Annotated in this window: 20 protein-coding genes, 1 tRNA gene and 3 pseudogenes; 12 read left to right on the forward strand and 12 right to left on the reverse strand. The window is 68.8% G+C overall.

Annotated elements, in window-relative coordinates; translation table 11 throughout:
• Positions 1 to 128: 128 nt before the first annotated feature.
• Both V5F53_RS04860 and topA read right to left on the reverse strand, forming a co-directional pair.
• Positions 129 to 930, reverse strand: a pseudogene (locus V5F53_RS04860) (IS5 family transposase); the annotation flags it as partial.
• Positions 931 to 1,220: 290 nt separating this feature from the next.
• Positions 1,221 to 4,124, reverse strand: coding sequence for a type I DNA topoisomerase (gene topA, locus V5F53_RS04865; RefSeq protein ID WP_393998298.1), 2,904 nt, complete (start codon positions 4,122 to 4,124; stop codon positions 1,221 to 1,223).
• Positions 4,125 to 4,522: 398 nt separating this feature from the next.
• On the opposite strand from topA, the gene V5F53_RS04870 reads away from it, so the two are divergent.
• Positions 4,523 to 4,765, forward strand: coding sequence for a hypothetical protein (locus V5F53_RS04870; protein ID WP_393998297.1), 243 nt, complete (start codon positions 4,523 to 4,525; stop codon positions 4,763 to 4,765).
• 205 nt (positions 4,766 to 4,970) lie between these two features.
• Here the strand turns inward: V5F53_RS04870 and V5F53_RS04875 are convergent, their stop codons facing one another.
• Complete coding sequence (locus V5F53_RS04875; protein ID WP_393998296.1) at positions 4,971 to 5,303, reverse strand: monooxygenase system ferredoxin subunit; 333 nt, start codon at positions 5,301 to 5,303, stop codon at positions 4,971 to 4,973.
• A 177-nt stretch (positions 5,304 to 5,480) separates the two neighbouring features.
• Between V5F53_RS04875 and V5F53_RS04880 the strand changes: the two genes are divergently transcribed.
• The 4 genes from V5F53_RS04880 to V5F53_RS04895 all read left to right on the forward strand — a co-directional run bounded on the left by V5F53_RS04880 (position 5,481) and on the right by V5F53_RS04895 (position 8,021).
• Positions 5,481 to 6,302, forward strand: coding sequence for an indole-3-glycerol phosphate synthase TrpC (locus tag V5F53_RS04880; RefSeq protein WP_393998295.1), 822 nt, complete (start codon positions 5,481 to 5,483; stop codon positions 6,300 to 6,302).
• A 149-nt stretch (positions 6,303 to 6,451) separates the two neighbouring features.
• Positions 6,452 to 6,640, forward strand: a complete 189-nt coding sequence (locus V5F53_RS04885) for a hypothetical protein (RefSeq protein ID WP_393998294.1) — start codon at positions 6,452 to 6,454, stop codon at positions 6,638 to 6,640.
• A 106-nt stretch (positions 6,641 to 6,746) separates the two neighbouring features.
• A complete protein-coding gene (locus V5F53_RS04890; protein WP_393998293.1) occupies positions 6,747 to 7,427 on the forward strand; it encodes an alpha/beta hydrolase in 681 nt (226 codons plus the stop codon).
• A 15-nt stretch (positions 7,428 to 7,442) separates the two neighbouring features.
• Positions 7,443 to 8,021, forward strand: coding sequence for a cysteine dioxygenase family protein (locus V5F53_RS04895; protein WP_393998292.1), 579 nt, complete (start codon positions 7,443 to 7,445; stop codon positions 8,019 to 8,021).
• Between the two features lie 238 nt (positions 8,022 to 8,259).
• Here the strand turns inward: V5F53_RS04895 and V5F53_RS04900 are convergent, their stop codons facing one another.
• The 4 genes from V5F53_RS04900 to V5F53_RS04915 form a co-directional block, all read right to left on the reverse strand.
• Positions 8,260 to 8,451: a hypothetical protein gene (locus V5F53_RS04900; protein ID WP_393998291.1), complete on the reverse strand. Its 192-nt coding sequence runs from the start codon at positions 8,449 to 8,451 to the stop codon at positions 8,260 to 8,262.
• 644 nt (positions 8,452 to 9,095) lie between these two features.
• Positions 9,096 to 10,232, reverse strand: coding sequence for an alanine racemase (alr, locus tag V5F53_RS04905; protein ID WP_393998290.1), 1,137 nt, complete (start codon positions 10,230 to 10,232; stop codon positions 9,096 to 9,098).
• A gap of 181 nt (positions 10,233 to 10,413) precedes the next feature.
• Positions 10,414 to 11,037: a hypothetical protein gene (locus V5F53_RS04910; protein WP_393998289.1), complete on the reverse strand. Its 624-nt coding sequence runs from the start codon at positions 11,035 to 11,037 to the stop codon at positions 10,414 to 10,416.
• A 148-nt stretch (positions 11,038 to 11,185) separates the two neighbouring features.
• A complete protein-coding gene (locus V5F53_RS04915) occupies positions 11,186 to 12,364 on the reverse strand; it encodes a M20 aminoacylase family protein (RefSeq protein WP_393998288.1) in 1,179 nt (392 codons plus the stop codon).
• A gap of 161 nt (positions 12,365 to 12,525) precedes the next feature.
• Here V5F53_RS04915 and V5F53_RS04920 point away from each other — a divergent pair.
• Positions 12,526 to 12,601: transfer RNA gene (locus tag V5F53_RS04920), tRNA-Lys, on the forward strand.
• 88 nt (positions 12,602 to 12,689) lie between these two features.
• Here the strand turns inward: V5F53_RS04920 and V5F53_RS04925 are convergent.
• The 4 genes and pseudogenes from V5F53_RS04925 to V5F53_RS04940 all read right to left on the reverse strand — a co-directional run.
• On the reverse strand, positions 12,690 to 12,965 hold the full coding sequence (locus V5F53_RS04925) for an AlpA family phage regulatory protein (protein WP_509212926.1): 276 nt from the start codon (positions 12,963 to 12,965) through the stop codon (positions 12,690 to 12,692).
• Positions 12,962 to 13,135, reverse strand: a complete 174-nt coding sequence (locus V5F53_RS04930; RefSeq protein WP_393998287.1) for a hypothetical protein — start codon at positions 13,133 to 13,135, stop codon at positions 12,962 to 12,964. Before V5F53_RS04930 ends, V5F53_RS04925 begins: the two co-directional genes overlap by 4 nt.
• A 6-nt stretch (positions 13,136 to 13,141) precedes the next feature.
• Positions 13,142 to 13,315, reverse strand: coding sequence for a hypothetical protein (locus V5F53_RS04935; protein WP_393998286.1), 174 nt, complete (start codon positions 13,313 to 13,315; stop codon positions 13,142 to 13,144).
• 122 nt (positions 13,316 to 13,437) lie between these two features.
• Positions 13,438 to 13,874: pseudogene (locus tag V5F53_RS04940) on the reverse strand (IS3 family transposase); the annotation flags it as partial.
• On the opposite strand from V5F53_RS04940, the pseudogene V5F53_RS04945 reads away from it, so the two are divergent.
• From V5F53_RS04945 to V5F53_RS04970, 6 genes and pseudogenes are all read left to right on the forward strand, one after another.
• Positions 13,843 to 14,115 (forward strand): annotated as a pseudogene (locus tag V5F53_RS04945) (transposase); the annotation flags it as partial. The pseudogenes V5F53_RS04940 and V5F53_RS04945 sit on opposite strands and share 32 nt — an antisense overlap.
• Positions 14,116 to 14,372: 257 nt before the next feature.
• Positions 14,373 to 14,597, forward strand: a complete 225-nt coding sequence (locus tag V5F53_RS04950; protein WP_393998841.1) for a hypothetical protein — start codon at positions 14,373 to 14,375, stop codon at positions 14,595 to 14,597.
• A complete protein-coding gene (locus V5F53_RS04955; RefSeq protein WP_393998842.1) occupies positions 14,521 to 15,504 on the forward strand; it encodes a DegT/DnrJ/EryC1/StrS family aminotransferase in 984 nt (327 codons plus the stop codon). The genes V5F53_RS04950 and V5F53_RS04955 overlap by 77 nt, the downstream gene beginning before the upstream one ends.
• Before the next feature lie 8 nt (positions 15,505 to 15,512).
• Positions 15,513 to 18,860, forward strand: a complete 3,348-nt coding sequence (locus tag V5F53_RS04960; protein ID WP_509212928.1) for a glycosyltransferase — start codon at positions 15,513 to 15,515, stop codon at positions 18,858 to 18,860.
• 56 nt (positions 18,861 to 18,916) lie between these two features.
• Positions 18,917 to 19,999, forward strand: coding sequence for a methyltransferase domain-containing protein (locus V5F53_RS04965; RefSeq protein WP_509212930.1), 1,083 nt, complete (start codon positions 18,917 to 18,919; stop codon positions 19,997 to 19,999).
• Positions 19,999 to 20,574, forward strand: a complete 576-nt coding sequence (locus V5F53_RS04970) for a GNAT family N-acetyltransferase (protein ID WP_509212932.1) — start codon at positions 19,999 to 20,001, stop codon at positions 20,572 to 20,574. Before V5F53_RS04965 ends, V5F53_RS04970 begins: the two co-directional genes overlap by 1 nt.
• Positions 20,575 to 20,870: 296 nt before the next feature.
• On the opposite strand, the gene V5F53_RS04975 is transcribed toward V5F53_RS04970, so the two are convergent.
• Positions 20,871 to 21,401: a DUF8743 domain-containing protein gene (locus V5F53_RS04975; protein ID WP_393998466.1), complete on the reverse strand. Its 531-nt coding sequence runs from the start codon at positions 21,399 to 21,401 to the stop codon at positions 20,871 to 20,873.
• Between the last annotated feature and the right edge of the window lie 7 nt (positions 21,402 to 21,408).

Raw genomic sequence — 21,408 nt, forward strand, 5'->3', positions numbered from 1 at the left:
TGGCGGCACCGGAGCGGCCGGGCATCCGAGCCTGCCGGGAACAGGTGATGCCAGAGGCCGGCGCGGCGTCCGAGCCAACCCATTTGGCGCGGGGTCGTGGACCGGACCCGATGGATTAAGAACACCTCACAAAACCTGCTGATGGCTCTCAAGCAGATGATAGCGGCGGCGAAAACGAGGAACGCGCGGTAGAGGTCGGCGTGGCACTCGTAGCGGATGGCGAGGTGGCGGAACGGGTTGATCCAGGCGAAGGTGTGCTCGCCCCCCCCCAGCGATGCTTGCCGAGATGCGTGCTGCTGTCGATGCCGCGGCGCGCGATGCGGGGCATGATGGCGCGCTTGTGCAGGTCGTTCCGGCAACGGTCGAAGTCGTATCCCTTGTCGGCGTGGAGCTTGTCGGGCCGCTTGTGGGGTCGGCCCCGCCGTTGGCGAACCGGATGGATCGCATCGACGGCGGTGGTCAGCGCCATGCTGTCGTGGCGATTGGCTCCGGTCAGGACGACGGCAAGAGGCAGGCCCCTTCGGTCGACCACCATGTGTCGCTTGGTGCCCGGCGTGCCACGGTCGGTCGGGTTCGGCCCGATCGCGTCGCCCCCCTTTTTTGCGGCAACCGACTACGCGTTCAGGTTGGCGCGCGACCACCCGACTTCCCCGGCGAGGGTCAGGCGCTCCGGCATGTGGCGATGGATCTTGTCTCATAAGCCGGCGTCCTGCCAGGCCCGCAGGCGGCGCAGCAGGTCATGCCCGAGCATCCGGCCACCTCGAACGGCAGCCGCTCCCAAGGGATTGCGGTGTAGAGCACGAACAGGACGCCGATCAGCGCCTCACGGTCCCCCACGCGAGGCCGCCCGCCCTTCGGGCGCGGCGCAGCGATTGGAAACAGAGGGGCGATCTCGGCCCAAAGGGCATCAGGCAACAGTGTCTTGGCCATGCCCGAGGCTCGCCCAGATAAGGGTAACAAATCGTTTTGTGAGGCGCTCTAAGGCTGGAGCCGCGCGCCGCCGCCGGGCCTCGTCTTCTCCAGCGGGCCTCGACGCCATGCCAGGAGCCCGGCTCCAGGCCGCCGGGTCCCAGCCCGCCATTTCCAGTCCCCGTCCGCCGCGACCACCGGCGGGCGGAGGTCGGTCGTGCGGTGCGCCCACAGGACGGTTCCGGACGATGCTCCGGTGGGCCCGCCCCGCGCTGAACCGGCCCGGTCGGGACCCGGCCGGAATCCTCCGCTTAGTCCGACGCGGTGGCGGACTTGGCCGATTTGCGGGCCGGCGCTTTCTTCGGCGCGGGCGCGTCGGTGTCGGCTTCCGCCGAAGCCGCGGCTTCGGCCGTCTTGCCGGCGGCGGCCTTGGACGCTGTCTTGGTCGTCGAGGTCTTGGTTGTCGTGGTCTTGGTTGTCGTGGTCTTGGTTGTCGTGGTCTTGGCCTTCGCCTTCCTGGCGGGCGCCTTGGGGGCGACGTCCGTTTCGCCGGCGTCGCCGCCTGCCTCCGAGGTCTTCGTTCCGGCCTTGGACGCGGCCTTCCTTGTGGCGCTCTTCGCCGTGGCTCCCGTCGTCGCTGCGCCCGTCGTCGCGGCGCCCGTCTTGGCGCTGGCCTTGCGCGGCGCCTTGGCCGGCGTGGTGGCGGCCTTGGCGTCGATCAGGGTCACGGCGTCGGCCAGGGTCAAGGCTTCCGGGTCCATGGACTTGGGCAAGGTGGCGTTGATCTTGCCCAGGTTGACGTAGGGCCCGAAGCGGCCGGCGCGCACGGTGATGGCCCCGCCGAGGGTCGGGTGGTCGCCCAGGGTGCGACCGGCCGGCGCCGCGTTGCGCGGGCCCCGGCCCTTGGTCTGTTTCTCGGCGATCAGCACCACGGCGCGGTTGAGGCCGATGTTGAGCACATCGTCGTCGCCGTCGAGGTTGGCATAGGTGCGACCATGCTGGACATAGGGCCCGTAGCGGCCGATGCCGGCGAGGATCGGTTCCCCGTCGTCCGGGTGCTTGCCGATCTCGCGGGGCAGGGCGAGCAGCTTCAGGGCGGTGTCGAGGTCCACGTCCGCCGCCGCCAGGCCCTTGGGCAACGAGGAGCGCTTGGGCTTCTCCCCGTCCTTGCCCTCGCCGAGCTGCAGATAGGTGCCGAACCGCCCGGAGCGGACGGTGACTTCCTCGCCGCTGTCCGGATCGACGCCGATGATGCGCTTGCCGTCGCCTTCCGGTGTGCCGTCGCCGTTGAGCGGCTGGGTGTGGCGGCACTCGGGATAGTTCGAGCAGCCGATGAAGGCGCCGAACTTGCCCATTTTCAGCGACAGCCGGCCGGCGCCGCAGGTGGGGCACAGGCGCGGATCGGTGCCATCGGCCTTGGGCGGGAAGATGTGCGCCGTGAGCATCTCGTCGAGGGCGTCCAGCACCTGCGACACGCGCAGATCCTTGGTGGCCTCGATGGCGGCGAAGAAGTCGCGCCAGAAGTCGCGCAGCACCTGCTTCCAGTCGAGCTGCGCCGCCGAGACCTCGTCCAGCTTCTCTTCCAGGTCGGCGGTGAAGTCGTATTCCACATAGCGCTTGAAGAAGCTTTCCAGGAAGGCGGTCACCAGCCGGCCCTTATCCTCGGGCACCAGCTTTTTCTTTTCCAGCTTCACGTATTCGCGGTCGCGCAGCACCGCCAGCACGGCCGCGTAGGTGGAGGGCCGGCCGATGCCGAGCTCCTCCATGCGCTTCACCAGGGAGGCTTCCGAATAGCGTGGCGGTGGCTCGGTGAAGTGCTGGGTGGTGGTGATCTCGCGCTTGTCGAGACCCTCGCCGGCGCTCATGGCCGGCAGGCGGCGGCCCTCCTCGTCGTCGTCCTCGTCATCCTTGCCTTCCCGATAAAGGGCAAGGAAGCCGTCGAACTTCACCACCGTGCCGGTGGCGGTGAGGTCGAGGGTGCGCTCGCCCGCCGGGGCGGCGACCTTGGCCTCGATGTCGGCGGTGGTGCGCTCCAGCTCGGCCGATTCCATCTGGCTGGCCACGGTGCGGGTCCAGATCAGATCATAAAGACGCGCCTGCTCCGCATCGAGGTGGCGTGCCACCTCGCGCGGGTGGCGGCCGGGATCGGTGGGGCGAATGGCCTCGTGCGCCTCCTGGGCGTTCTTGGCCTTCACCGTGTACTTGCGCGGCACGCCCGGCAGGTAGCGGGCGCCGAACTGCTTGCCGATGGCGCCACGGGTGGCGGCCACCGCCTCCGGCGCCATGTCCACGCCGTCGGTTCGCATGTAGGTGATGAGGCCGACGGTCTCGCCGCCCACGTCCACGCCCTCGTAGAGCCGCTGGGCGATCTGCATGGTGCGCGCCGGGGCGAGGCCGAGCTTGCGGCTGGCCTCCTGCTGCAGGGTCGAGGTGGTGAAGGGCGGCTGGGGGTGGCGCTTCAGCGGCTTGGCCTCCACCGCGCGCACGCGGAAGCGGCCGCTCTCCAGCGCCGCGCGGAAGGCCTTCGCCTCCTCCGCCGTGCCCACCGAGAGGCGGGTGATCTTCTTGCCGTCGGCGCCGGACAGGCGGGCGTCGAACTCATCGCCGCGGGGCGTGGCGAGGCGGGCGAGGATGGACCAGTATTCCCGCGCGACGAAGGTTTCGATCTCGCGCTCGCGCTCGCAGACGAGGCGCAGCGCCACCGATTGCACGCGGCCGGCGGAGCGGGCGCCGGGCAGCTTGCGCCACAGCACCGGCGACAAAGTGAAGCCCACCAGATAGTCGAGGGCGCGGCGGGCGAGATAGGCATCCACCAGCGCCACGTCGATGGCGCGCGGCGCCTTCATCGCCTCCAGCACCGCCTGCTTGGTGATGGCGTTGAAGACCACGCGCTCGACCTTCTGGTGCTTGAGCGCCTTCTTCTGCCGCAGCACCTCCAGCACGTGCCAGGAAATCGCCTCGCCCTCGCGATCCGGGTCGGTGGCGAGGATCAGCGCATCTGCTCCCTTGACCGCGCTGGCGATCTCGTTGAGTCGCTTCTGCGCCTTGGGGTCCACCTCCCAGAGCATGCGGAAGTCGGCCTCGGGGTCCACCGAGCCGTCCTTGGAGGGCAGGTCGCGGACGTGGCCGTAGGAGGCGATCACCTCATAGCCCGGACCCAGGTATTTGTTGATCGTCTTCGCTTTAGCCGGCGATTCGACGATGACGACCTGCATGACGATAAAGTCTCTCTCTGGTCCGTGGCCCCATTGCGCGGACCCCCCTTTGCGCCGCCATCTGGAGGTCGCTGGCCGGAGATGGAACCGCGCCGGGCGCGGCACGTGCCGCTGGCCGGTGACGGATCCGGTCTCGTTGCGCCGACGGCTCCCCCGGGGCCGGGCCTCGCGGAATGGGATGCTCATTTCACAATGGAAATGGCATCTTTCATCCTCGAGGTTCCCAAAAAGGCGGGCTGCAAGATGGGCACGCCGGCGGCGCCTGTCAAATGCCAAGGCCCCGCGGGCCACCGGATGACGTTCCGTACGGAATGCAACCTTGAGTATGTTTTAATATGAACATCAACCTGTAAGACCATGGGCTTCGACCGTTTGGATGGTCTTAGCAGGATCGCTCCATGGACAAGACAGCAGGCGACAGGACACCTCGGGGCACCGCTTACGGGCGCAAGTCATCCGAGCCGCCGCTGGTGAGCGAGCCCGCCGCGGTGGCGGCCTACGTCGCTGCCCTGACGGAGGAGTTGGCGCGTCTGGCGCGCGGCAGCGGCCTCGTGACTCTCTCCTACCTCCTCGACATCGCTCGCCTGGAGGCGCGCAATGCCGTGGCGGTGGACGGAAAGGGAGACGAGGACGCGCGATAGGACCCCCCGGCCCGTGGCGCCAACGCCGGCGCACGTTTCGCCGCGCGCTGCGGCCGTGGCCGAATCGGCCGTCCGCCGATGACGGGCGGAGCGCGCCGGTATTGCGGCATCTCCCCGGCGGTCGGGCCAGGTTCCGGGCCCCTGGTGGCGGTGCATCCGCGTTGCCGCCACGGCCGATGGCCCAATGGGGAGAAGGCCCGCTGCCTCAAGGGGCGGCGAACAGCGGGGAGACGCCTTCGGTGTCGATATAGACGATGCCGTCTTCCACCTTCACCGGATATTCGGCGAGCGCGCTTTCCTGCGGTTCCAGCGGCGCCCCGGAGGTCAGGTCCCAGGTCCAGTAATGGATGGGGCAGGTGAGCACGCGGCCGTCGAATTCGGCATCGGACAACGGCGTGTTGGTGTGCGGGCACACGCCCTGGAAGGCCTTCAATTCACCATCCTCAGGCCAGGCGAGGACGATGAGATGGCTGTCGGCGATGACCAGCCGCATGCCACCCTCGGGCACGGTTTCGGCTTTGCAGACGCGCGTAAACATTCAAAAATCTCACCAATGCAACAAGAAAACCCGAGCATGATGGCCTGTCCCGCCGGCGCTGAAAAGCCCCGGGGCGGCGCGGGCGGCTGGCCAAGTGAGGGGAAATCTGTGACGCTTTCGGCCGGCGTCGCATTTTCAAGGGGGTTCGCCACCCCGACCTGTTTTGGAATTTCATCCATGCCATTGCCGGAAACGAGCCGTCTCAAGCCCTTCATCCTTCAGCGCAAGGATCAGCTCACCAAGGCCAAGGCCCGCCGCTCCCTGGGCCAGATGCAGGGCAAGATCGGCGAGCTGCCGCTCACCGTCGGCTTCCAGGGGGCGCTGGCCGCCAAGTTCCGCGACACCGGCGTGCCGGTGGTCATCGCGGAACTGAAGGGTGGATCGCCGTTCGATCCCGGTTTCCGCCTCATGGTGCCCTACAAGGCGCTGGCTGAGGATTTCGAGGCGGTGGGCGCGGGCGCGCTCTCGGTGGCGGTGGAGCGGCAGGTGTTCCGCGGTTCGGCTTCCGATCTCGCCACCGTGCGCGGCGCGGTCGGCCTGCCGCTGCTGGCGCAGGACATCATCTTCGATGTCTACCAGATTCTTGAGGCGCGCCTCGCCGGCGCCGATGCGGTTCTCCTGTCGGCGGCGCTCCTGGGCGACAAGCTCGGGGCCTTCCGCGAGCGGGCGGCGGCCATCGCCCTCGACGCCCTGGTGCAGGTCCACACGCCGCAGGAGCTTGAACTGGCGCTGGCGGCCGGCGCCGACTTCATCTGCCTCACCAATCGCGACATCCACACCTTCGAGCTGAAGCCCGGCACCTGCGAGGCGCTGGCGCCGCTGGTGCCCGCCGGCAAGGCCCTGGTGGTGGCGGAGGGCGGCCTCGCCACCGCCGAGGACCGCGCCCGCCTCGGCGCGCTCGGCGTCAAGGCCCTGCTCATCGGCACCGCCTTGATGCGCGACCCGGACCCGGCTGGCGTGCTCGAGAAGGTGCTGGGGGTCGAGAGCCCGGCGAGCTGACCGAACCGGCGGGACCGGCAGGGGCGCCGGTCGCGCCCCTGCCGGTCCCGCGTCGCCGTGCCGGGGTGAGGCACGGGCATTGCATGGGCCTTCCCATGATGGGCCGCCGGTTCTTCCGGGGCCGGTCGCAGCACGGAGGGAAGTCAGTCATGCCCTTGAAAGAAGAGGATATTCAGGTCGGCAAGTGCTACAAGACCAAGGGCCCTGACAATTACAAGGTGATCGCCATCACCCGCGGCATTGTCACCTACCAGACATGGACCTCGCCGCTGCGCATCAATACCGGCATCAAGCCGTTCGCCGATGCCGTCTACAAGGTGGTGCCCTGCCCGGGCTGAGGCGGGCGGGACTGATGCTGGATAGGATCGCAGCGAGGATGACCATGAACAGGCCGGTCCGGACAGGCGCGCCGACGGAACCTCTCGCCGCGCGGCGGGGGGTGGCATGAGCGCGATCACCGAGGGCCCGGGCATCGCGGCGCTTTCGTGCGGCAAGCCGGTGTATCTGGTGGTTTTGCTGCATGGAGAGGGCGCCGATGGCCGCTCCATCATCGATCAGGCGCTCAACTGGGCTCCCGCGCTGCCGAAGGCCGATTTCCTGGCCGCGGAGGCGCCCTGGCCGGCGCCGGGCGGGGGCCGCTCCTGGTTCGACGCGGACCCGGCCCGGGGGCCGGCGTCCATCATGGCGGCAGCCTCGGCCTTGAACACCTTTCTTGACGCCGCGCTGGCGGCCCGGCGCCTGCCCGACAGCCATCTCGCCCTGGTGGGCTTCTCGCAGGGGGCGACGCTGGCCCTGTGCGCTGCGTTGCGCCGGTCCCGCCCGGTGGCGGCGGTGGTCGGCTTCGCCGGGGCGCTCCCGGAAGCAGAGCCGGAAAGGGTGGCGCCGGCGGTTCCGGTGCTGCTGATCCATGGCGAGGACGATCCGGTGGTGCCGTTCGCCGCCATGACCGCCGCCAAGGAGCGGCTGAAGGCGGCTGGCGTGCCGGCGAAGAGCGTCCGGCGGCCGGGGCTCGGCCATGCCATGGACGACGACGGGATTGGCGCCGCCGGCGCGTTCCTCACCCTTCACCTCGCTCCCCGCCCGGCCGCCACCGCCACCGGGACGCACCGTCATGACCAGATTTGACCGGGGGAGCCGGCGATGAGCGCGCGTGTGCCTGAGACGTTGAGGCGTTTCATCTGGGACATCCAGTCCATGGTGGAACTGGCCGACAGTCCTCGGGAGATCCTGTTCATCGGCAGCGACCTCATGCGCCGCCTCGTGGCCGTGGACGACTGGCTGCCGTCGGCCTTCGCCACCCCGGGGGATGGCCCGCGCTTGTTCGAGCTCTATGCCGACGCCATGGAGCGCTTCTGCGTGGCGGCCTCGGTGCTCGCGCCGGGCCAGGGCTGGCCGAGCCTGCAGGACGGGATCTGGGAGATCAGCGGCGTCTTGCGGGGCGAGGTGGTCCGCGAGGTCCGGGGCGTGGGCGCACCCGCCCGGCGTTTGCCGGCTGGCGCGGTGGAGACCGGATCGGGGCGGGAGCCGGTGTCCGTCGTCAACGGGCGCGACGATGCGGTGGCGGTGGTGATCCACGTTCATGGCGGCGACATCGGCCGCAGGGTGCGGCGCGTGGCGCAGGCCGATGGCTGCCAGAGCGACTGGGTGAGCGGATATGCGAACCCGCCGGAGGCCCCGGCCTACGATATCCTGTCCATCCAGGCAGAGATTACGGACTGAGCGGATGCTGGCGCCCGGCGGGCTTTGACCGACGCCGCAGGGGTTCGGCGGCATCGTGTCGGTGGTTTCAGTCAGCAGGGCTGTCCTTCAGGTCCGGTGTCGGACACGCAACACAGCGCCACCTGCGGCCGTGGTCTTCTCCGACTTCAGGCGAAAGCGGCACCGGCCCGCCGCAATCCACCGGCCTGCGACCGGCGGAGCCGGGCCCGGGTGGGCCGGGTCCCACCCGGGCCAAAGGTCACTTCTTGACCTTGCGCAGCATCATCTCAATGGCTGTCACGGATTCCGAGACGTTGAGCCAATTTTCCGCCTGCTCATCGTTCTTGAATTCGCGCCCCAGGTTGATGGGTTCGTCATGACCTTCGACGTTGAGGAAGCACGCCCATTTTCCGCTCGGCAACTGCTCCACCGTAACCTTGTAGTCTGCCATCTTCAGATCCTTCGCCTTTGGCTTTACAGCCGATGACGGGCACTTTGCCCATTCTGGCGCCTCTCCGCGCGCGCCCCCGCGATGCAAATCGGCGGCCAGCATGGCCCAGCCGGCAGGCCGGGAGGGGGAGGAACGGGATCGAAGAGGGGGTGGGGCGCCGGCAGATCGGGCAAGGGGCTCGCCGTCATGGGCCGAACCTGCCGCGGAGGCTGTCAAGGGGCCTGATGAGCGAGGGAGCGCTGCGCTCCTGCCGGGCCTGGCCGGTCCGGGTGAGGCGAGGGATGGCCCTTCACGGCGGCGCCGGGGCCCGGCCGCCGCGACGCCGGTCTACTGGAGGATCCACCCGATGCAGAGGGCGCATAGAACCGTGGTGATCGCAGCGGTTCGAATCACCTCGTGCGGCGACAGGCTGGACATGGCTCCTCCACGACGTTTTATTCTATGGACATTAACCATAGGTCCAATGCGCGGCTCATGCCTATCTCTTTTGTGGGAAATGCGCTGAATTTCCGGCGTGGCAGGTATGATGTTGAGATTTAACGTGTCATCATTGGAGTTTGACGAGATCGGGTGGTGCCTGCGTGCCGACGAGCCCGGGTTTGGTGGCGCCTGTCTCGTGGGATCGGCCGGCGGGGCGGCGGGACTCACCCGCCGATGTAGCGGCGGGCGTACCGGGAGCCGAGGCTGGTGAGCAACTCATAGCCGATGGTGCCCGCCGCCCGCGCCAAGGCATCGAGGTCCTGATCCGGGCCGAGCAGATCCACTGGGTCCCCAGGGCCTAGGGTGCCTGCGGGCAGGGCGCTCGCGTCCAGCACGATGCTGTCCATGGAAACTCGTCCGACCAGCGGCAGCCGCACGCCCCGGTGCCAGGCGCTGCCGACGTTGGACAGGCTGCGCAGGAAGCCGTCCGCATAGCCGACCCCCACGGTGGCGAGTTGGGCGGCGGCGGACGTGGTGGCGGTATGCCCATAGCCGACGGCGGTTCCGGCCGGCACCTGCCGCACCTGCACCACACGCCCTTCCAGGCGCACCACCGGGCGCAGCGGATTGGGCTGGCCCGCCTGGGGAGCGATGCCGTAGAGCGCGGCGCCGGGGCGGACCAGATCGAAATGGAACGCGGGACCCAGGAAGATTCCGGACGACGCGGAAAGACTGGCCGGAATACCGGGCAGGCGCGCGCGGGCGGCCATGAACGCGGCCTGCTGCGCCGCATTGGCGGGGTGCGCGGGCGTGTCGGCACAGGCAAGGTGGCTCATGTGGAGCACCACATCGAGGCTGTCCAGCGTGCCGGCCGGGAGCAGCGCGTCGAGTTCCTCCAGAGTGAGGCCGAAGCGCGCCATCCCGGTGTCGCTCTGCAGGATCGCCGGCAGACGATGGCCGCTCCGGCGGGCAAGTCCGGCAAACGCCGCGACTTGCGGCATCGAGTTGAGCACCGGAATGAGGTCGTGGGCGGGGAAGTCGTCTTCTGTTCCCGGCATCGGCCCGTGCAGCACCGCGATGCGTGTCGAATGGCCGAGGATCCGCCGCAGGGCGATGCCTTCCTCCAGGTGGGCGACGAAGAAGGAGTCGCATCCGGCGGCCGCCAGCGCCGGCGCCACGTGCGCGGCGCCAAGGCCATAGGCATCCGCCTTCACCACCGCGGCGCAGCGCGCCGGGCGGACCTGGGCGGCCAGCGTGGTCCAGTTCCGGACGATGGCGGCCAGGTCGATGGTGAGCACGGCGCCGGCGCGAAGGACACGGGCATCGTCGGCGGCGCGGGGCAGGGGCGGGGTGACCGTCATGGACCCATGAACCTGTGGAAGTGTTCGAGGAGCCTAGGCGCTAATGCTGCGAATCTCTCGCCATTCTTCAAACGAAGCTGGCGTTTGGCCGGGCGGCTTCGAATGAAATGCGAAGATATCGCATAATCTGCGCCACGCCCGTCGTTGCTGGCCGGCCCCCGGCCGGCGCCGGCGAGGAGGGTTACAGCGTGTCTTCGGAATCGATCATGCGGATGCACTCCCGGCATCTCTTGGTGATGTAGGAGGCATGCTTGTTGAACGTCTCGCGCTCCTGGGTGCCCGGGTCCGGCACCGGGGATTCCGCGAACGCGCTGTTGAACAGGTGAATGCCGCGGTTGATGAGGGTGATGCGGAAGTGCAGGTCGTCGCTGATGCGCCAGATGTCGGGATCGGTCGCCAGCCGCTTGAACTCCTGATGCTCCTCGTTGAAGCTGCGGCGCAGGGTGGCCCAGTTCCGGTCCCCCGGCTCCGCCTTGCCGATGGCGGTGAAATCGGCTTCGGTCGCGGCCAGGGTGGAGCGCACGTTGTTCAGGATCTTGCGCAGCCGGCTGCGATGCTCTGCGGTGGCGAGATCGAGCATCCGGGTCTGCGCCTCGATCTGCTGGCGCGCGGCGGTCCAGGCCAGCACGCCGGCGCCAACGCCCAGCAGGCCGCCGACCAGACCGCCGGTGACCGATCCATAAAAGCCGAGCCAGTCACCGGAGAGCCTGGAAAGCGCAGGTATCGCGCTCCAGGCTGCCGCAGCTCCGAAGACGGTTCCGCCGGCGAGCAAGGCCAATGGGTTCCAGAAGTCGGTTTTCTTCATGCGGGGAAACTGCTACGTCCCCGAAAAATTGTCGAGTGGGCGCCGTTCGCGCCATTCTATTGACCCATCGGAAGACAAGGGACTGTTTCTCTTGACCTAGGGAAGGCCGATTACAGTCTCCCCACGGGCAAGAGTGGCGCGCCGCGTCTCAGCTGGCGGTGGTGGCCAGCGGCAGCGCCCGTTCCACCAGCCGCACCCAGAACGACGCGCCATAGGCGATGGCGGAATCGGCAAAGTCGTAGGCGGGATGGTGGAGGCCGGCCGAGGGGCCGTTGCCCAGGAACAGATAGGCGCCGGGCTTTTCCTCCAGCATGAAGGCGAAGTCCTCGGCGGCCATGAGCGGGGCGGTCGCCGCGTCCACCGCCGCCGCGCCCGCCACTTCCCGCGCCACCTCTGCCGCGAAGGCGGCCTGGGCCGGATGATTGCAGGTCACCGGGTAGCCATCGAAGAACGCGACCCGGGCGATGGCGCCGTGGGCGGCCGCAATCCCCTCGGCGATGGCGCGGACCCGCGTCTTCACCAGGGCCCGCACGTCGGGGTCCAGGGTGCGGGCGGTTCCGATCAGCTGGGCGGTCGGCGGCAGGACGTTGTCCACCTCGCCGGCATGGAAGACGCTGATGGAGACGACGGCCGACTTCAGCGGGTCCACATTGCGCGCCGCCACCTGCTGCAGGGCGGCGACGATGGCGGCGCCGGTCAGCACCACGTCCACCCCCTGGTCGGGGCGGGCGGCGTGGGCACCGCACCCGGAAACCTCGATCTCGATGCGGTCCGCGGAGGCCATGATGGCGCCGTCCCGCATGGCGAAGCGGCCGATGGGCAGCCCGGGCAGGTTGTGCAGGCTATAGACCTCGTCCACCGGAAAGCGGCGGAACAGTCCGTCGTCGATCATGGCCTTGGCCCCGGCGCCGCCTTCCTCCGCCGGCTGGAAGATCAGCACGGCGGTGCCGGCGAAGGCGCGCGTCTCGGCCAGGTGGCGGGCGGCGCCCAGCAGCATGGCGGTGTGGCCGTCGTGGCCGCATGCATGCATGCGCCCCGGGGTGAGGGAGGCATAGGGGGCGCCGGTCTCCTCGCGCACCGGCAGGGCATCCATGTCCGCGCGCAGGCCGATCATGCGCGCGCCGGCGGCGCGGCCGTGCACCACGGCGACGACGCCGCTGCCGCCGAGTCCGGTCACCACCTCGTCGCAGCCGAAGGCCCGCAGCTTGTCGGCCACGAAGCCGCTGGTCAGCGGCAGGTCGTATTGGAGCTCGGGATGGAGATGGAGATGGTGGCGCCATTGCGCGATGTCTTCGACGCGCGCGGCGATGCTGTTGTTGAGGGGCATAGCGATCCGGGGGTCGAGGTCATCCGGCCGCCATGGTGCGCAGGGCTGGCGGCGAGGGTCAACGGGCGCGACGATTTTCACAGGCATCGCCCTCGGAACCGCTCCACGCGTCGCACCGGCCTTGACCGTGGGCCGCCGCCGGCCTAACCACTGTCGGGAGTGAGCCCGTAGCTCAGCCGGTAGAGCACGTGACTTTTAATCATGGGGTCTCGGGTTCGAATCCCGACGGGCTCACCAATAAAAACAAAAACTTAGGCATTCTTCCGCTTCCTGAAAATCGACACCCTGAAATCGACACCAGGAAGCACATAGGAAGCAAGAGGCGTTATCGCGCCTCAAGCCACTTCCTGAGTTCCCCTGCTCGTATGCCAACGCGCCGAGGGGACATCCGCACTCCGGGAGGCCCATCTCCGGCCTCGATCCGGTGCCGGAGGGTAGCAAGGCTGATGCCGGTGAGATGTGCGCTGTCCTTGAGGCTCACCACCCGCATGTCTTCCATGCTGCCTGTCATCGATTCGCTCGCCGCTCTCTCCTTCCCGCCTGCACGCTCCCGCGAGGCTTGAGCGAGTGCCAGTTTGCCTTTTTGCGCAACGTGCTTCATTCCACGTCTTCCGCCGGAACCGGAGGTACGTCGACCATGAGCCCACCCGGCGTCCGGGTGACGGTGGCATGGTGGAGCCCGTTGACGCGCAGCAGCAGGCGGCAGCCTTCAATGGGGGTCTCCGCGATGTATTTGCGGGTCTTGCGGACCAGCTCTTGCCGGCCGTTCACCTTCCGTCATTCCTTCTCCGCGGTAAGGGCGCGCACCACCACGTGGTCGTCATAGTGGTCGAGCATGCCGAGGAGGGTTTTGTCCGTGCACTGGATCGCCAGGGGGTAGTGGATCGGGCTGTGGGCGAGCGGCAGCTTCCGTTCGGCACGGGCCCTGCGCTTCATGGGGGTGACGTTCATGGCGCGGCCTCCCCGCCGAGGTACACCTTGCCGAACTGGTGGATCGTCGCCCGGATCATGTTCAGATCATGACCGAGATCGCTCGCGCCGATGCCCGGCTCGGACAGGACGTCGTCGAGCCATGATGGGGTGATGCCCGCGGTGGCAAGGGCCCCGCGGCAGGCCTCGGCGGCATATTGGATGCCGCGGTCCAAGTGTCAGGCCGGGTGCCGGCCTCTGGCGCGCGAGGGCCATCGCGAGGGCCTCCAGCGCGCTGTGTGTGCAATGTCTCGCGCATGGACCAGCCGACCAGCTTGCGGGCGAGCCGGTTGGGAGCGATTGGATCGGAATGGCGGCTGTCGGTGGTCCGCACGCTCCTTGGCATGGCGGCCTGGCAAAGACGGCCAGGCCCCGGATGCCGGCGCGGCGCATGAGCCGCTCGATCCGGGACCGGCCCGCGCGCCGACCGTGCCTCCCTCAGGACCGCATGGATCCGGCGTGCACCATAGGTCCCGCGGCTCTGCGCGTGGATCAGCCGGATGTCATCGGTGAAACACCTTTTCGCCGACGCCGCCTCCGAGCGGCTCAAGCTCATGGACAAGGCCGCCTCTCTCGACTTTGTCGTCGAGATCATCCGCCGCCGGGATGGCGCGCAGGGCTTCGAAGTCCTGCCGCGCCGCCGGGTCGTCGAGCGCACCTTCGGCTGGATGACCCGATGGCGCCGCCTCGTGCGCGACTAAGAGCGCCGCATCGACGTCTCAATGGCCATCATCCTCGTCGCCATGGGCGCAAATCTCGCCCGAAGAAATGCCCATCCCTGAATTTCCAGATGGGCTCCAAACAGGTGACGGGCGGTGCGGGCTTCGCCTTGGGCACGACATTGAAACTGTTTGGCGTTGCGATTTTTGATTGCGCAGGTGGAGGTCGCCGGGTAGCTATTGCGCGTTGAACGTAGGTCGGTTCATGCCCCGAAAGGGCCGGCAGGCGGGCACATAATCGCGTTTGCCCTCCAAGCAACGGGGCCCTGTCGGCTGCGGTGGTACTTGCCCTCCGAGGGGACTCCAAGAGTCGCCAGGACATGCACGACATTCACCTGTTCGTTCCACATTTCGATGTCGAAGCATCTCTCGCGGAAATCCGGACCTGCCTTGAAAAGGGCTGGACCGGCCTTGGCTTCAAGACGGTGGAATTCGAGACGGCCTGGACCGAGTACACGGGCCTGCCCCATGCCCACTTCGTCCACCTCGGGATTGCATCTGGCGGTCAAGATCCTAAAGGATCGCGGCGGCTGGCAGGACGGTGACGAGATCATCACCACCCCATTCACCTTCGTCTCGACGAACCACGCCATCGTCTACGAAAACCTGAAGCCGGTGTTCGCCGACATCGACACGCACCTGTGCCTCGATCCGATCGCCGTGGAGCGCTTGATCGGGCCGCGCACCCGGGCGGTGATGTTTGTCGGCATTGGCGGCAACACCGGGCAATGGCCGGTCATCGTGGAGCTGTGCCGCCGGCGCGGCCTCTCCCTCATCCTCGATTCCGCCCATCAGGCGGGCACCACGCTGGCCGGGCGCGCGCCGGGCCTCGACGCCGACGCTACGGTGTTTTCATTCCACGCGGTCAAGAACCTCGGGACTGCAGACGGCGGCATGGTCTGCTTCGCCGATGCGGCCGACGACGTGCGCGCCCGGCGGCTGTCGTGGCTCGGCATCGACAAAGACACTTTCCAGCGCACCCTCGACGGCGGCAACTACAAGTGGCGCTACGAGGTGAACGAGATCGGCTACAAGTACCACGGCAATTCCATCATGGCCGCGCTCGGCCTGGTGCAATTGCGCCGGCTGGAGGCGGACAATGCCCATCGCCGGCGGATCAGCGCCGTCTATGACGAGGAGCTGGCCGGCATCGCCGGCATCAGCCTGATTCCGCAGCCGCGCGACACGGTGTCGTCGCGCCACCTGTATCAGGTGCGGATCGCGCGGCGCGACGCGGCGATCCCGTTCCTGAACGGCCACCGCATTTTTCCCGGTGTGCACTATCGCGACAACACACAGTACCAAGTCTATATCGAGGCGCAGGGCACCTGTCCCGAGGCGGCCCGCGCGGGCGATGAGGTGCTGTCCCTGCCCCTGCACCTGGGAGTCGCGGAGGACGATGCCCGGCGCGTCGCCGGCGTGCTGCGCCAGTTCGTCGTCGACGCGACCTGAGGGCGGTCATGCTCACCGCGGCGGCCTTCCAGACGGGAGAAACCCTCCTTCCGCGCCGGAGCCGGGAGCGGCCGGATGTCTCGGTGCTGATGCCGTTGCTGCGGCCGCGCCGTTCCCCGCACCTGGAACGGGCCGTGGAGAGCGTCCTCGCACAGCGCGGAGTGGCGTTCGAGCTCGTGCTGATCGACGACGGCAGCGGCGACGACACCTTCTCGCTGCTCCAGCAATGGCATGCCCGCGACCCTCGGGTGACGGTGGTGCGCTATCCGCGCCATTGCGGCCTGCTGGGCCTGCGGCTGGACGACGGCCTGCGGCATGCCACCGGACGCTTCATCGGCTACCAGCTTGACACTGTGTTGCTGCGCCCCGGGGCGCTCGCCTGTCTCTATAGCGCCGCCGCCGCGGCGAGCCCGGACACGGTCGTGGTGTTTGCAACCGGCGCGCGCGTCCCGGCACCGGAGGACATCTCGCCCGGCGCTCCGGTGGCCGGTCTTGCCGGCATCGGCATCGATGAGCCGCACCAGCTCACCTACGAATCGACGCGGCCTCTGCTGCTGCCGGCCAGCCTCCACCCGCGGGGTCTCGTCGCGAAGATCGGGGGCTTCGATCCGCGGGTCGTCCTGGATGGCGTCACCACCCGCGACTTCTGGATGCGGGCGCGGCAGGTGGGCGGATTTCAGCGGCTGGACGAGATCCTGGTGCTGGTCATCGACGAGCCGGCCCCCGGTCCGGCGATTTCCATCGCCGATCTGGTGCGCGGGCTGCGCGATTGGCGCGCCCTTGCTCCGCAGCTCGCGCCCGAGGCGGTGGCGCGCCTGGACCTGCTGGACATTCGTGAGCCGCTGCAGGCCGTCGACCGGCAAGTGCTGTGCGATGGCGTGCTGCGTGCGTTCATCGCCAGTCGCTGCGCGCTGGGCGAGATCGTCGGCACCACCGTGAACGGCCTGCTGCTGGCCGGCCACCACATCCACCTGGATGTCGTGGGGCGGGCCGACGGAACCCCAAGCGCCAAGATCGCCTTCGCCGACTTCGCGCGGCTCTACCCGGAGCATATCGCCTTGCGCTTCACCAAGCGCGCCCCGGTCTACGCCTGGACGGACCCACCCCGCGCGCTGGTCGAGTTCCGCACCTTCCAGCCGCTCGACGAGACCGCCCGGACGCGGGCGCGGGCGCGCGGCGACGCGATATTCTACGGCATGGACGACGACCTGCTCAGCATGGAGCGCCTGGTCGACGACCCGGGCTGGCAACCGGAAGGTGAATTTACCCGCAACGTGCGCGCCAAGATCGCCGATGCCGACTTCAGCTTCGTCTATTCAGATCCGCACCGGGCGCGCATCGGCTCCCTTTCGCCGCGGGTGGCGACGCTGAGCACCAACAGCGAAGCACGCCTGCTGGCCCCCGCGCTCCCGCCCCGGCGGCGGCGGCGCAGCTATGCCATTCTCAGCCAGCAGGTGCGAAGCGAGGAGATGGATGCGTTCGCCGAGGAGGTTCTGTCCTTCTTCGACGATAATCCAGACACCACGGTGCTGAACGTCTTCAGCCGGCCCAAGGACCGACAGCGCTACGAGGGCCATTTCGCCGGGGGCAACATCGAGTTCCTCAATGCGCTGACTTTTCATGAATTCTACGAATTCATCCATAGGCGTGGATTTGACTTCATCATCAATATCCAGAATGACGACCATGCCTTTTATACGGCAAAGTCTCCTCGGAAATTCATCGATTCTGTGATCGCAGGCGCCGTTCTGGTCACTTCCGACGCGCGGATTTTCGCATCCGTGCCCGATGATGTCTGCATCAAGGTTCCCTCCCGCCCCGGCGCGTGGCGGGAGGCGCTGGAGCGCACCCTGGGCCTGGCGGACGGTGCGCGGCGAACCATGGTCGAGCAGGCGGCGGCCTGGACACGGCCGCGCTTTGCCACCGAAAGCCAGTTCTTCCGGTTCATGGCCACCTACACCGCTGGCGCGCTGCATGCGCTGCTGCGCTCGCGGGCCCGGGCCTCGGGCCGGGCCCGCATCGTGCTCGCGGAGGAGGTGGCGCGCGCGGCGGCGCTTGCCCCCGTGCTGGAAGCTTTCGGCTTCGAGGTCGTCACGGCGCCGCCGGCCGCGTCGGAGAGCCTCATCACGCAGACCCTCGCGCGCGCGGATTTCCTCCATGCCGACACGCCGGACTCGCCCTGGATCGCCGCCGCGGCGGCGCGCGGGCTCCCGACCGTCGCGGGGCTGCCGTCGGCCGCCGAACAGGCTTGTGTCGGCTTCGCCCTGGGCGTGGAAGGGCCCGACGGACTGATCGCCGAGACGCCGCAGCGCTGGGCGGAGGCGGCGCGGCTCGTTCCAGGGCTCGGGTTGCACCTGCTGCCGTCCCCCCAGGCCTTTCCCCTCGATCCGCCCCCGCCACCGGAGCCGCCCGCCGCGCGGCTGCGGTTCGCCCTGGCGTGCGCGCCGGAAGACCGCGAATTCGGCACGGCTCTGCTGGCCGAGGCGATCCTGCTGGAGACGCGGCAGCACGCGTGGCGCGGCGCGGCGCGCGTCGAGGTCGCCTTGCCGTTCACCGTGGACGAGCTGGAGGCCTGGCGGCGCCGCTGGCCGCTTCTGGCGGACACCGCTATGGTTCCGCTGGCGGGGACGGCAGCCGATGTGATCGTGGCGTGCGGAGAGACGGCGGAGAGCTTCCGGGCCGTGCTCGGCGCCCTTCATGCCCGCATCCCGGTCATTGCGATCGGCTCGCGGGACGCGGCGGCGCTCCTGATCTCCGGCCATAACGGCTTCGTGGTGCCGCATCGCGACAGCGCCGCGCTGGCCACCGCGCTGCAGCAGGTGGCGTCCCTGTCCATGGACCAGCGCCTGGCCATCGCCGCACAGGGAAGCGCCACCGCTTTCGCCTATTGCGGCGAGACGCAGATCGCGGCACGGCTCTTGGATGCGTACGTTCTGGCGGCGCGGACGCGGCGGGATCGGTCGGCCGACAGCGCGCGGACCCGCTTGTCTCCAGCCCCGCGCCGCCGCATCGAGATTACCCTTCCGCCGGGGCCGCAGCTCCTGCTGCTCGGCTTCCGTTCCCCTGATCCCGATGGCGCGCGGATTCGGACGGGGCGCTTCTCGACCGGCTGGCGGGCCACGGCATACCCGCACCTGCCGCCCCGCCTGCGGGCCCGAAGCAACGTGACCGAGGCGGCCTGCTTCGAGGTGGAGGCACACAGCCTGCTCGTCGGGCTGCGGGCCGGGCCGGGCGGCGCCAGCGTCGGTGTCAGTGTCGACGGCGTGCGCCGTGATGTCTTTGTCAGGGGTGTCCTCTGGTACGACATCGGCCAGCACGTGGAGGGGACGGCGGAACGTCCCACGCCTGCCGCGTGACGCCACGGCGCGAGGGAACGCAGGGTGCCGACCGAGGTTCAAAAGGCGTGGAGCCAATGACGATCGCCGACGAGATCACCACCCACACGGCCGAGGCCCGGCGCATCAGGGCCCTCCTGCTCGGCCAGTCCTGGCCGGGCATGGACCCGCGGGCACACGACGCATGGAACGACGTGGCCACAGCCATGGCCGGCCTGTTCGAGGCCCTCGCCCGCGCCGGGGCGGGCCCGACCTTTCTCGCCGGCGTCGAGGAGGCGATCCTGGCCGCCCAGGCGGAGCAGCCAGCGGGCGAAGGCCCGGTGCCCGGCACCTTCGCTGCCTTGAACCAGCCCGGTCTGCTGACGCTGAACCTGCAGCGCCACCGCGCGCCACCGCCGGACACCTGCCTCCGCCTGTCCAGCCGGATCGAGCACAGCTATATGCTCTCGTTGTCGAACGACTGGAAGGGCGGCGGCCTCATCACGGCCCGGTTCGAAGCCTTGCCGTTCCAGGATGCCAGCATCGACCGCATCTATTTTCCCCACGGCTTTGAATCGAGCCTGGAGCCCGGCGCGGTCCTGGCCGAATGCCTGCGCGTGCTGCGTCCGGGCGGGATGCTGCTGCTGCGCACGCCGCAGCGCCTGTCCCTGGATGCCAGCCGCACCGACTTCATGCGCCTGACAGCGAAGGGCTATCGCCGCATCTTCGCCAGCCTTGACGCACAGGACGTGCGCGTCAGCTCCGATGAGAACGGGTGGGCGCAGGTGCGCCAGCTGGTGCGCGAGATGGAGCCTGCGGCCGGCCTCGCCGACGCCGCGCAGACCCAGGCACGGGTAATGCAGCAATTGGTGCTGCGCCTGCTGGAAGGGCTTGCGGCCGGCGACCGGCAGTTCGCCGACCTCGTCCTGCCCGGAGGCCCGGTCACGGTGTGCGCCAGCAAGCGCGGACAGCACGCGCCCCGAAGCGATCTGCCCCCGCTCGACATCCAGGCGGAGCCCGGCCCGCTCCTCGCCCTGGTGGCGAAGCTGCTGCGTTGCCCGGTGTCCGGCGGCCCGCTGGAGGCCTGCGCCGAGGGCTTGCGCAGCCACGACGCAGGCCGCACCTATCCGATCATCGCCGGACGCCTGCGTTTCGACGCCGTGGCAGGGGGAGGACAATGATGGCCGTGCTTTCATCCGACGCGCGCCTGGCCCTGAAGCCCCAGCCCCTCAAGGGCAGCTCCGTGGCGCTGGAGCCGCTGCACGCGGACCATGCCGACCTGGTGGTGGCGTGGCGCAACCATCCGCAGATCCGCCCCTATTTCTTCGCCGGTCCCGCCTTCACCCGCGAGGGTCAGCTCGGCTGGACACAGCGCCAGCGGGCCCGGGACGACGATTTCACCTATGTCATCCGCGATGCGGGAAACACGGCGGTGGGCATGGCCGCCATCTATGACTTGCAGCCGGAGACGGCATCGGCGGAATTCGGCCGCATCCTGGTAACGCCCGACGCACGGGGCCACGGCCATGCCGCGGCCACCATCGATGCGCTCCGCATCCTGGCGTTCGAGCGGCTGGGGCTGCGGCTGCTGTACGCCTGCTGTCGCATTGAGAACCTGCGCATCCACGCGATCCTTCGGAAAGCCGGCTTCCAGGAACTGCCTGGCGTCCGCTCCACCGAAGGCGGCGAAGCCATGCTCCGCTTCGAGCTGCACGCCCCGGATCCCGCCCCGGCGGGCGCAGCGCCCACCCCATAGGAAGGCCTCGACACGCGCGCCCTCCTGCGGCCAGGGCGCGCGTGCGGGGAGGGAGGAACACAGGGCTGGTCTCCCCGCTCCGACGCCCCGCCCCGAATAGCGCCACCGAACGTCCCGCGCGCGTCTTGACGCATCGGCGATACGTCAGAGGCCCGCAAGCGCGGGAGGCGTATTTAACACATAATACCAAAGGCCCATGAGCGCGACTCATGGGCCTTTGGTCAAGCCCGCGCGGCGCTTGAGCGAATCCACTTGGCACCGGTCGAAGACCGGGGCCGATGGTATAAGGACTGTGCTCAAGCCTTGACGAAAAGCTCGGCGAGCGTGACTGCGGCCTTGAGCTTCCTCAGCGAGACATAGCGCGGGCCCTGCATCGCCCCCTGCGGGGCCGCTCCGAATGGTATCGGAGAAACGGGTTGCGCGGGTTCGGAAAAGAACAACTGGTATTTGCCCGCTTCGCCGTAGGGCTCAATCCTGGCCACGGGCGCGATATGGGTCACAGCCGAGATGGGCTGTGTCTGATAGGCCGCGACAAACTTGATCTTCGGCAGCATGCCACCGGAAATGCGGATGGCACGCCAGGCATTTTCACCGAGAAAGACGGCCTCGAATCCCTCTCGCTGCGCGGGGACGATCACCGTGTCCGGTTCATCGGACGAGGCCACGAGACGCGCGGCGACGGGTGCCGGTGCAACCGGCATGGCGGCCGGCATTGCCTGCGGCCCGACGGCTCGGGGCTGCTCGAAGGCCCGAAGTCCAACCAGAGGCAGGATCTGCAATATCTCACCTAGAAAACCGCTGGTGTCCGCCTTCTCAGCCTCCGACAATCCCGGC

It is taken from the genome of Xanthobacter cornucopiae, from assembly GCF_043195065.2.
In the GTDB taxonomy this organism is placed as follows: Bacteria; Pseudomonadota; Alphaproteobacteria; order Rhizobiales; family Xanthobacteraceae; genus Xanthobacter.

Excerpts from the sequence above, each read along its gene's own strand:
- topA (WP_393998298.1), bottom strand. The coding sequence starts at position 4,124 with ATGCAGGTCGTCATCGTCGAATCGCCGGCTAAAGCGAAGACGATCAAC.
- V5F53_RS04870 (WP_393998297.1), top strand. The coding sequence starts at position 4,523 with ATGGACAAGACAGCAGGCGACAGGACACCTCGGGGCACCGCTTACGGG.
- V5F53_RS04875 (WP_393998296.1), bottom strand. The coding sequence starts at position 5,303 with ATGTTTACGCGCGTCTGCAAAGCCGAAACCGTGCCCGAGGGTGGCATG.
- V5F53_RS04880 (WP_393998295.1), top strand. The coding sequence starts at position 5,481 with ATGCCATTGCCGGAAACGAGCCGTCTCAAGCCCTTCATCCTTCAGCGC.
- V5F53_RS04885 (WP_393998294.1), top strand. The coding sequence starts at position 6,452 with ATGCCCTTGAAAGAAGAGGATATTCAGGTCGGCAAGTGCTACAAGACC.
- V5F53_RS04890 (WP_393998293.1), top strand. The coding sequence starts at position 6,747 with ATGAGCGCGATCACCGAGGGCCCGGGCATCGCGGCGCTTTCGTGCGGC.
- V5F53_RS04895 (WP_393998292.1), top strand. The coding sequence starts at position 7,443 with ATGAGCGCGCGTGTGCCTGAGACGTTGAGGCGTTTCATCTGGGACATC.
- V5F53_RS04900 (WP_393998291.1), bottom strand. The coding sequence starts at position 8,451 with ATGGCAGACTACAAGGTTACGGTGGAGCAGTTGCCGAGCGGAAAATGG.
- alr (WP_393998290.1), bottom strand. The coding sequence starts at position 10,232 with ATGACGGTCACCCCGCCCCTGCCCCGCGCCGCCGACGATGCCCGTGTC.
- V5F53_RS04910 (WP_393998289.1), bottom strand. The coding sequence starts at position 11,037 with ATGAAGAAAACCGACTTCTGGAACCCATTGGCCTTGCTCGCCGGCGGA.
- V5F53_RS04915 (WP_393998288.1), bottom strand. The coding sequence starts at position 12,364 with ATGCCCCTCAACAACAGCATCGCCGCGCGCGTCGAAGACATCGCGCAA.
- V5F53_RS04925 (WP_509212926.1), bottom strand. The coding sequence starts at position 12,965 with ATGAAGCACGTTGCGCAAAAAGGCAAACTGGCACTCGCTCAAGCCTCG.
- V5F53_RS04935 (WP_393998286.1), bottom strand. The coding sequence starts at position 13,315 with ATGAACGTCACCCCCATGAAGCGCAGGGCCCGTGCCGAACGGAAGCTG.
- V5F53_RS04950 (WP_393998841.1), top strand. The coding sequence starts at position 14,373 with ATGCACGACATTCACCTGTTCGTTCCACATTTCGATGTCGAAGCATCT.
- V5F53_RS04955 (WP_393998842.1), top strand. The coding sequence starts at position 14,521 with ATGCCCACTTCGTCCACCTCGGGATTGCATCTGGCGGTCAAGATCCTA.
- V5F53_RS04960 (WP_509212928.1), top strand. The coding sequence starts at position 15,513 with ATGCTCACCGCGGCGGCCTTCCAGACGGGAGAAACCCTCCTTCCGCGC.
- V5F53_RS04965 (WP_509212930.1), top strand. The coding sequence starts at position 18,917 with ATGACGATCGCCGACGAGATCACCACCCACACGGCCGAGGCCCGGCGC.
- V5F53_RS04970 (WP_509212932.1), top strand. The coding sequence starts at position 19,999 with ATGGCCGTGCTTTCATCCGACGCGCGCCTGGCCCTGAAGCCCCAGCCC.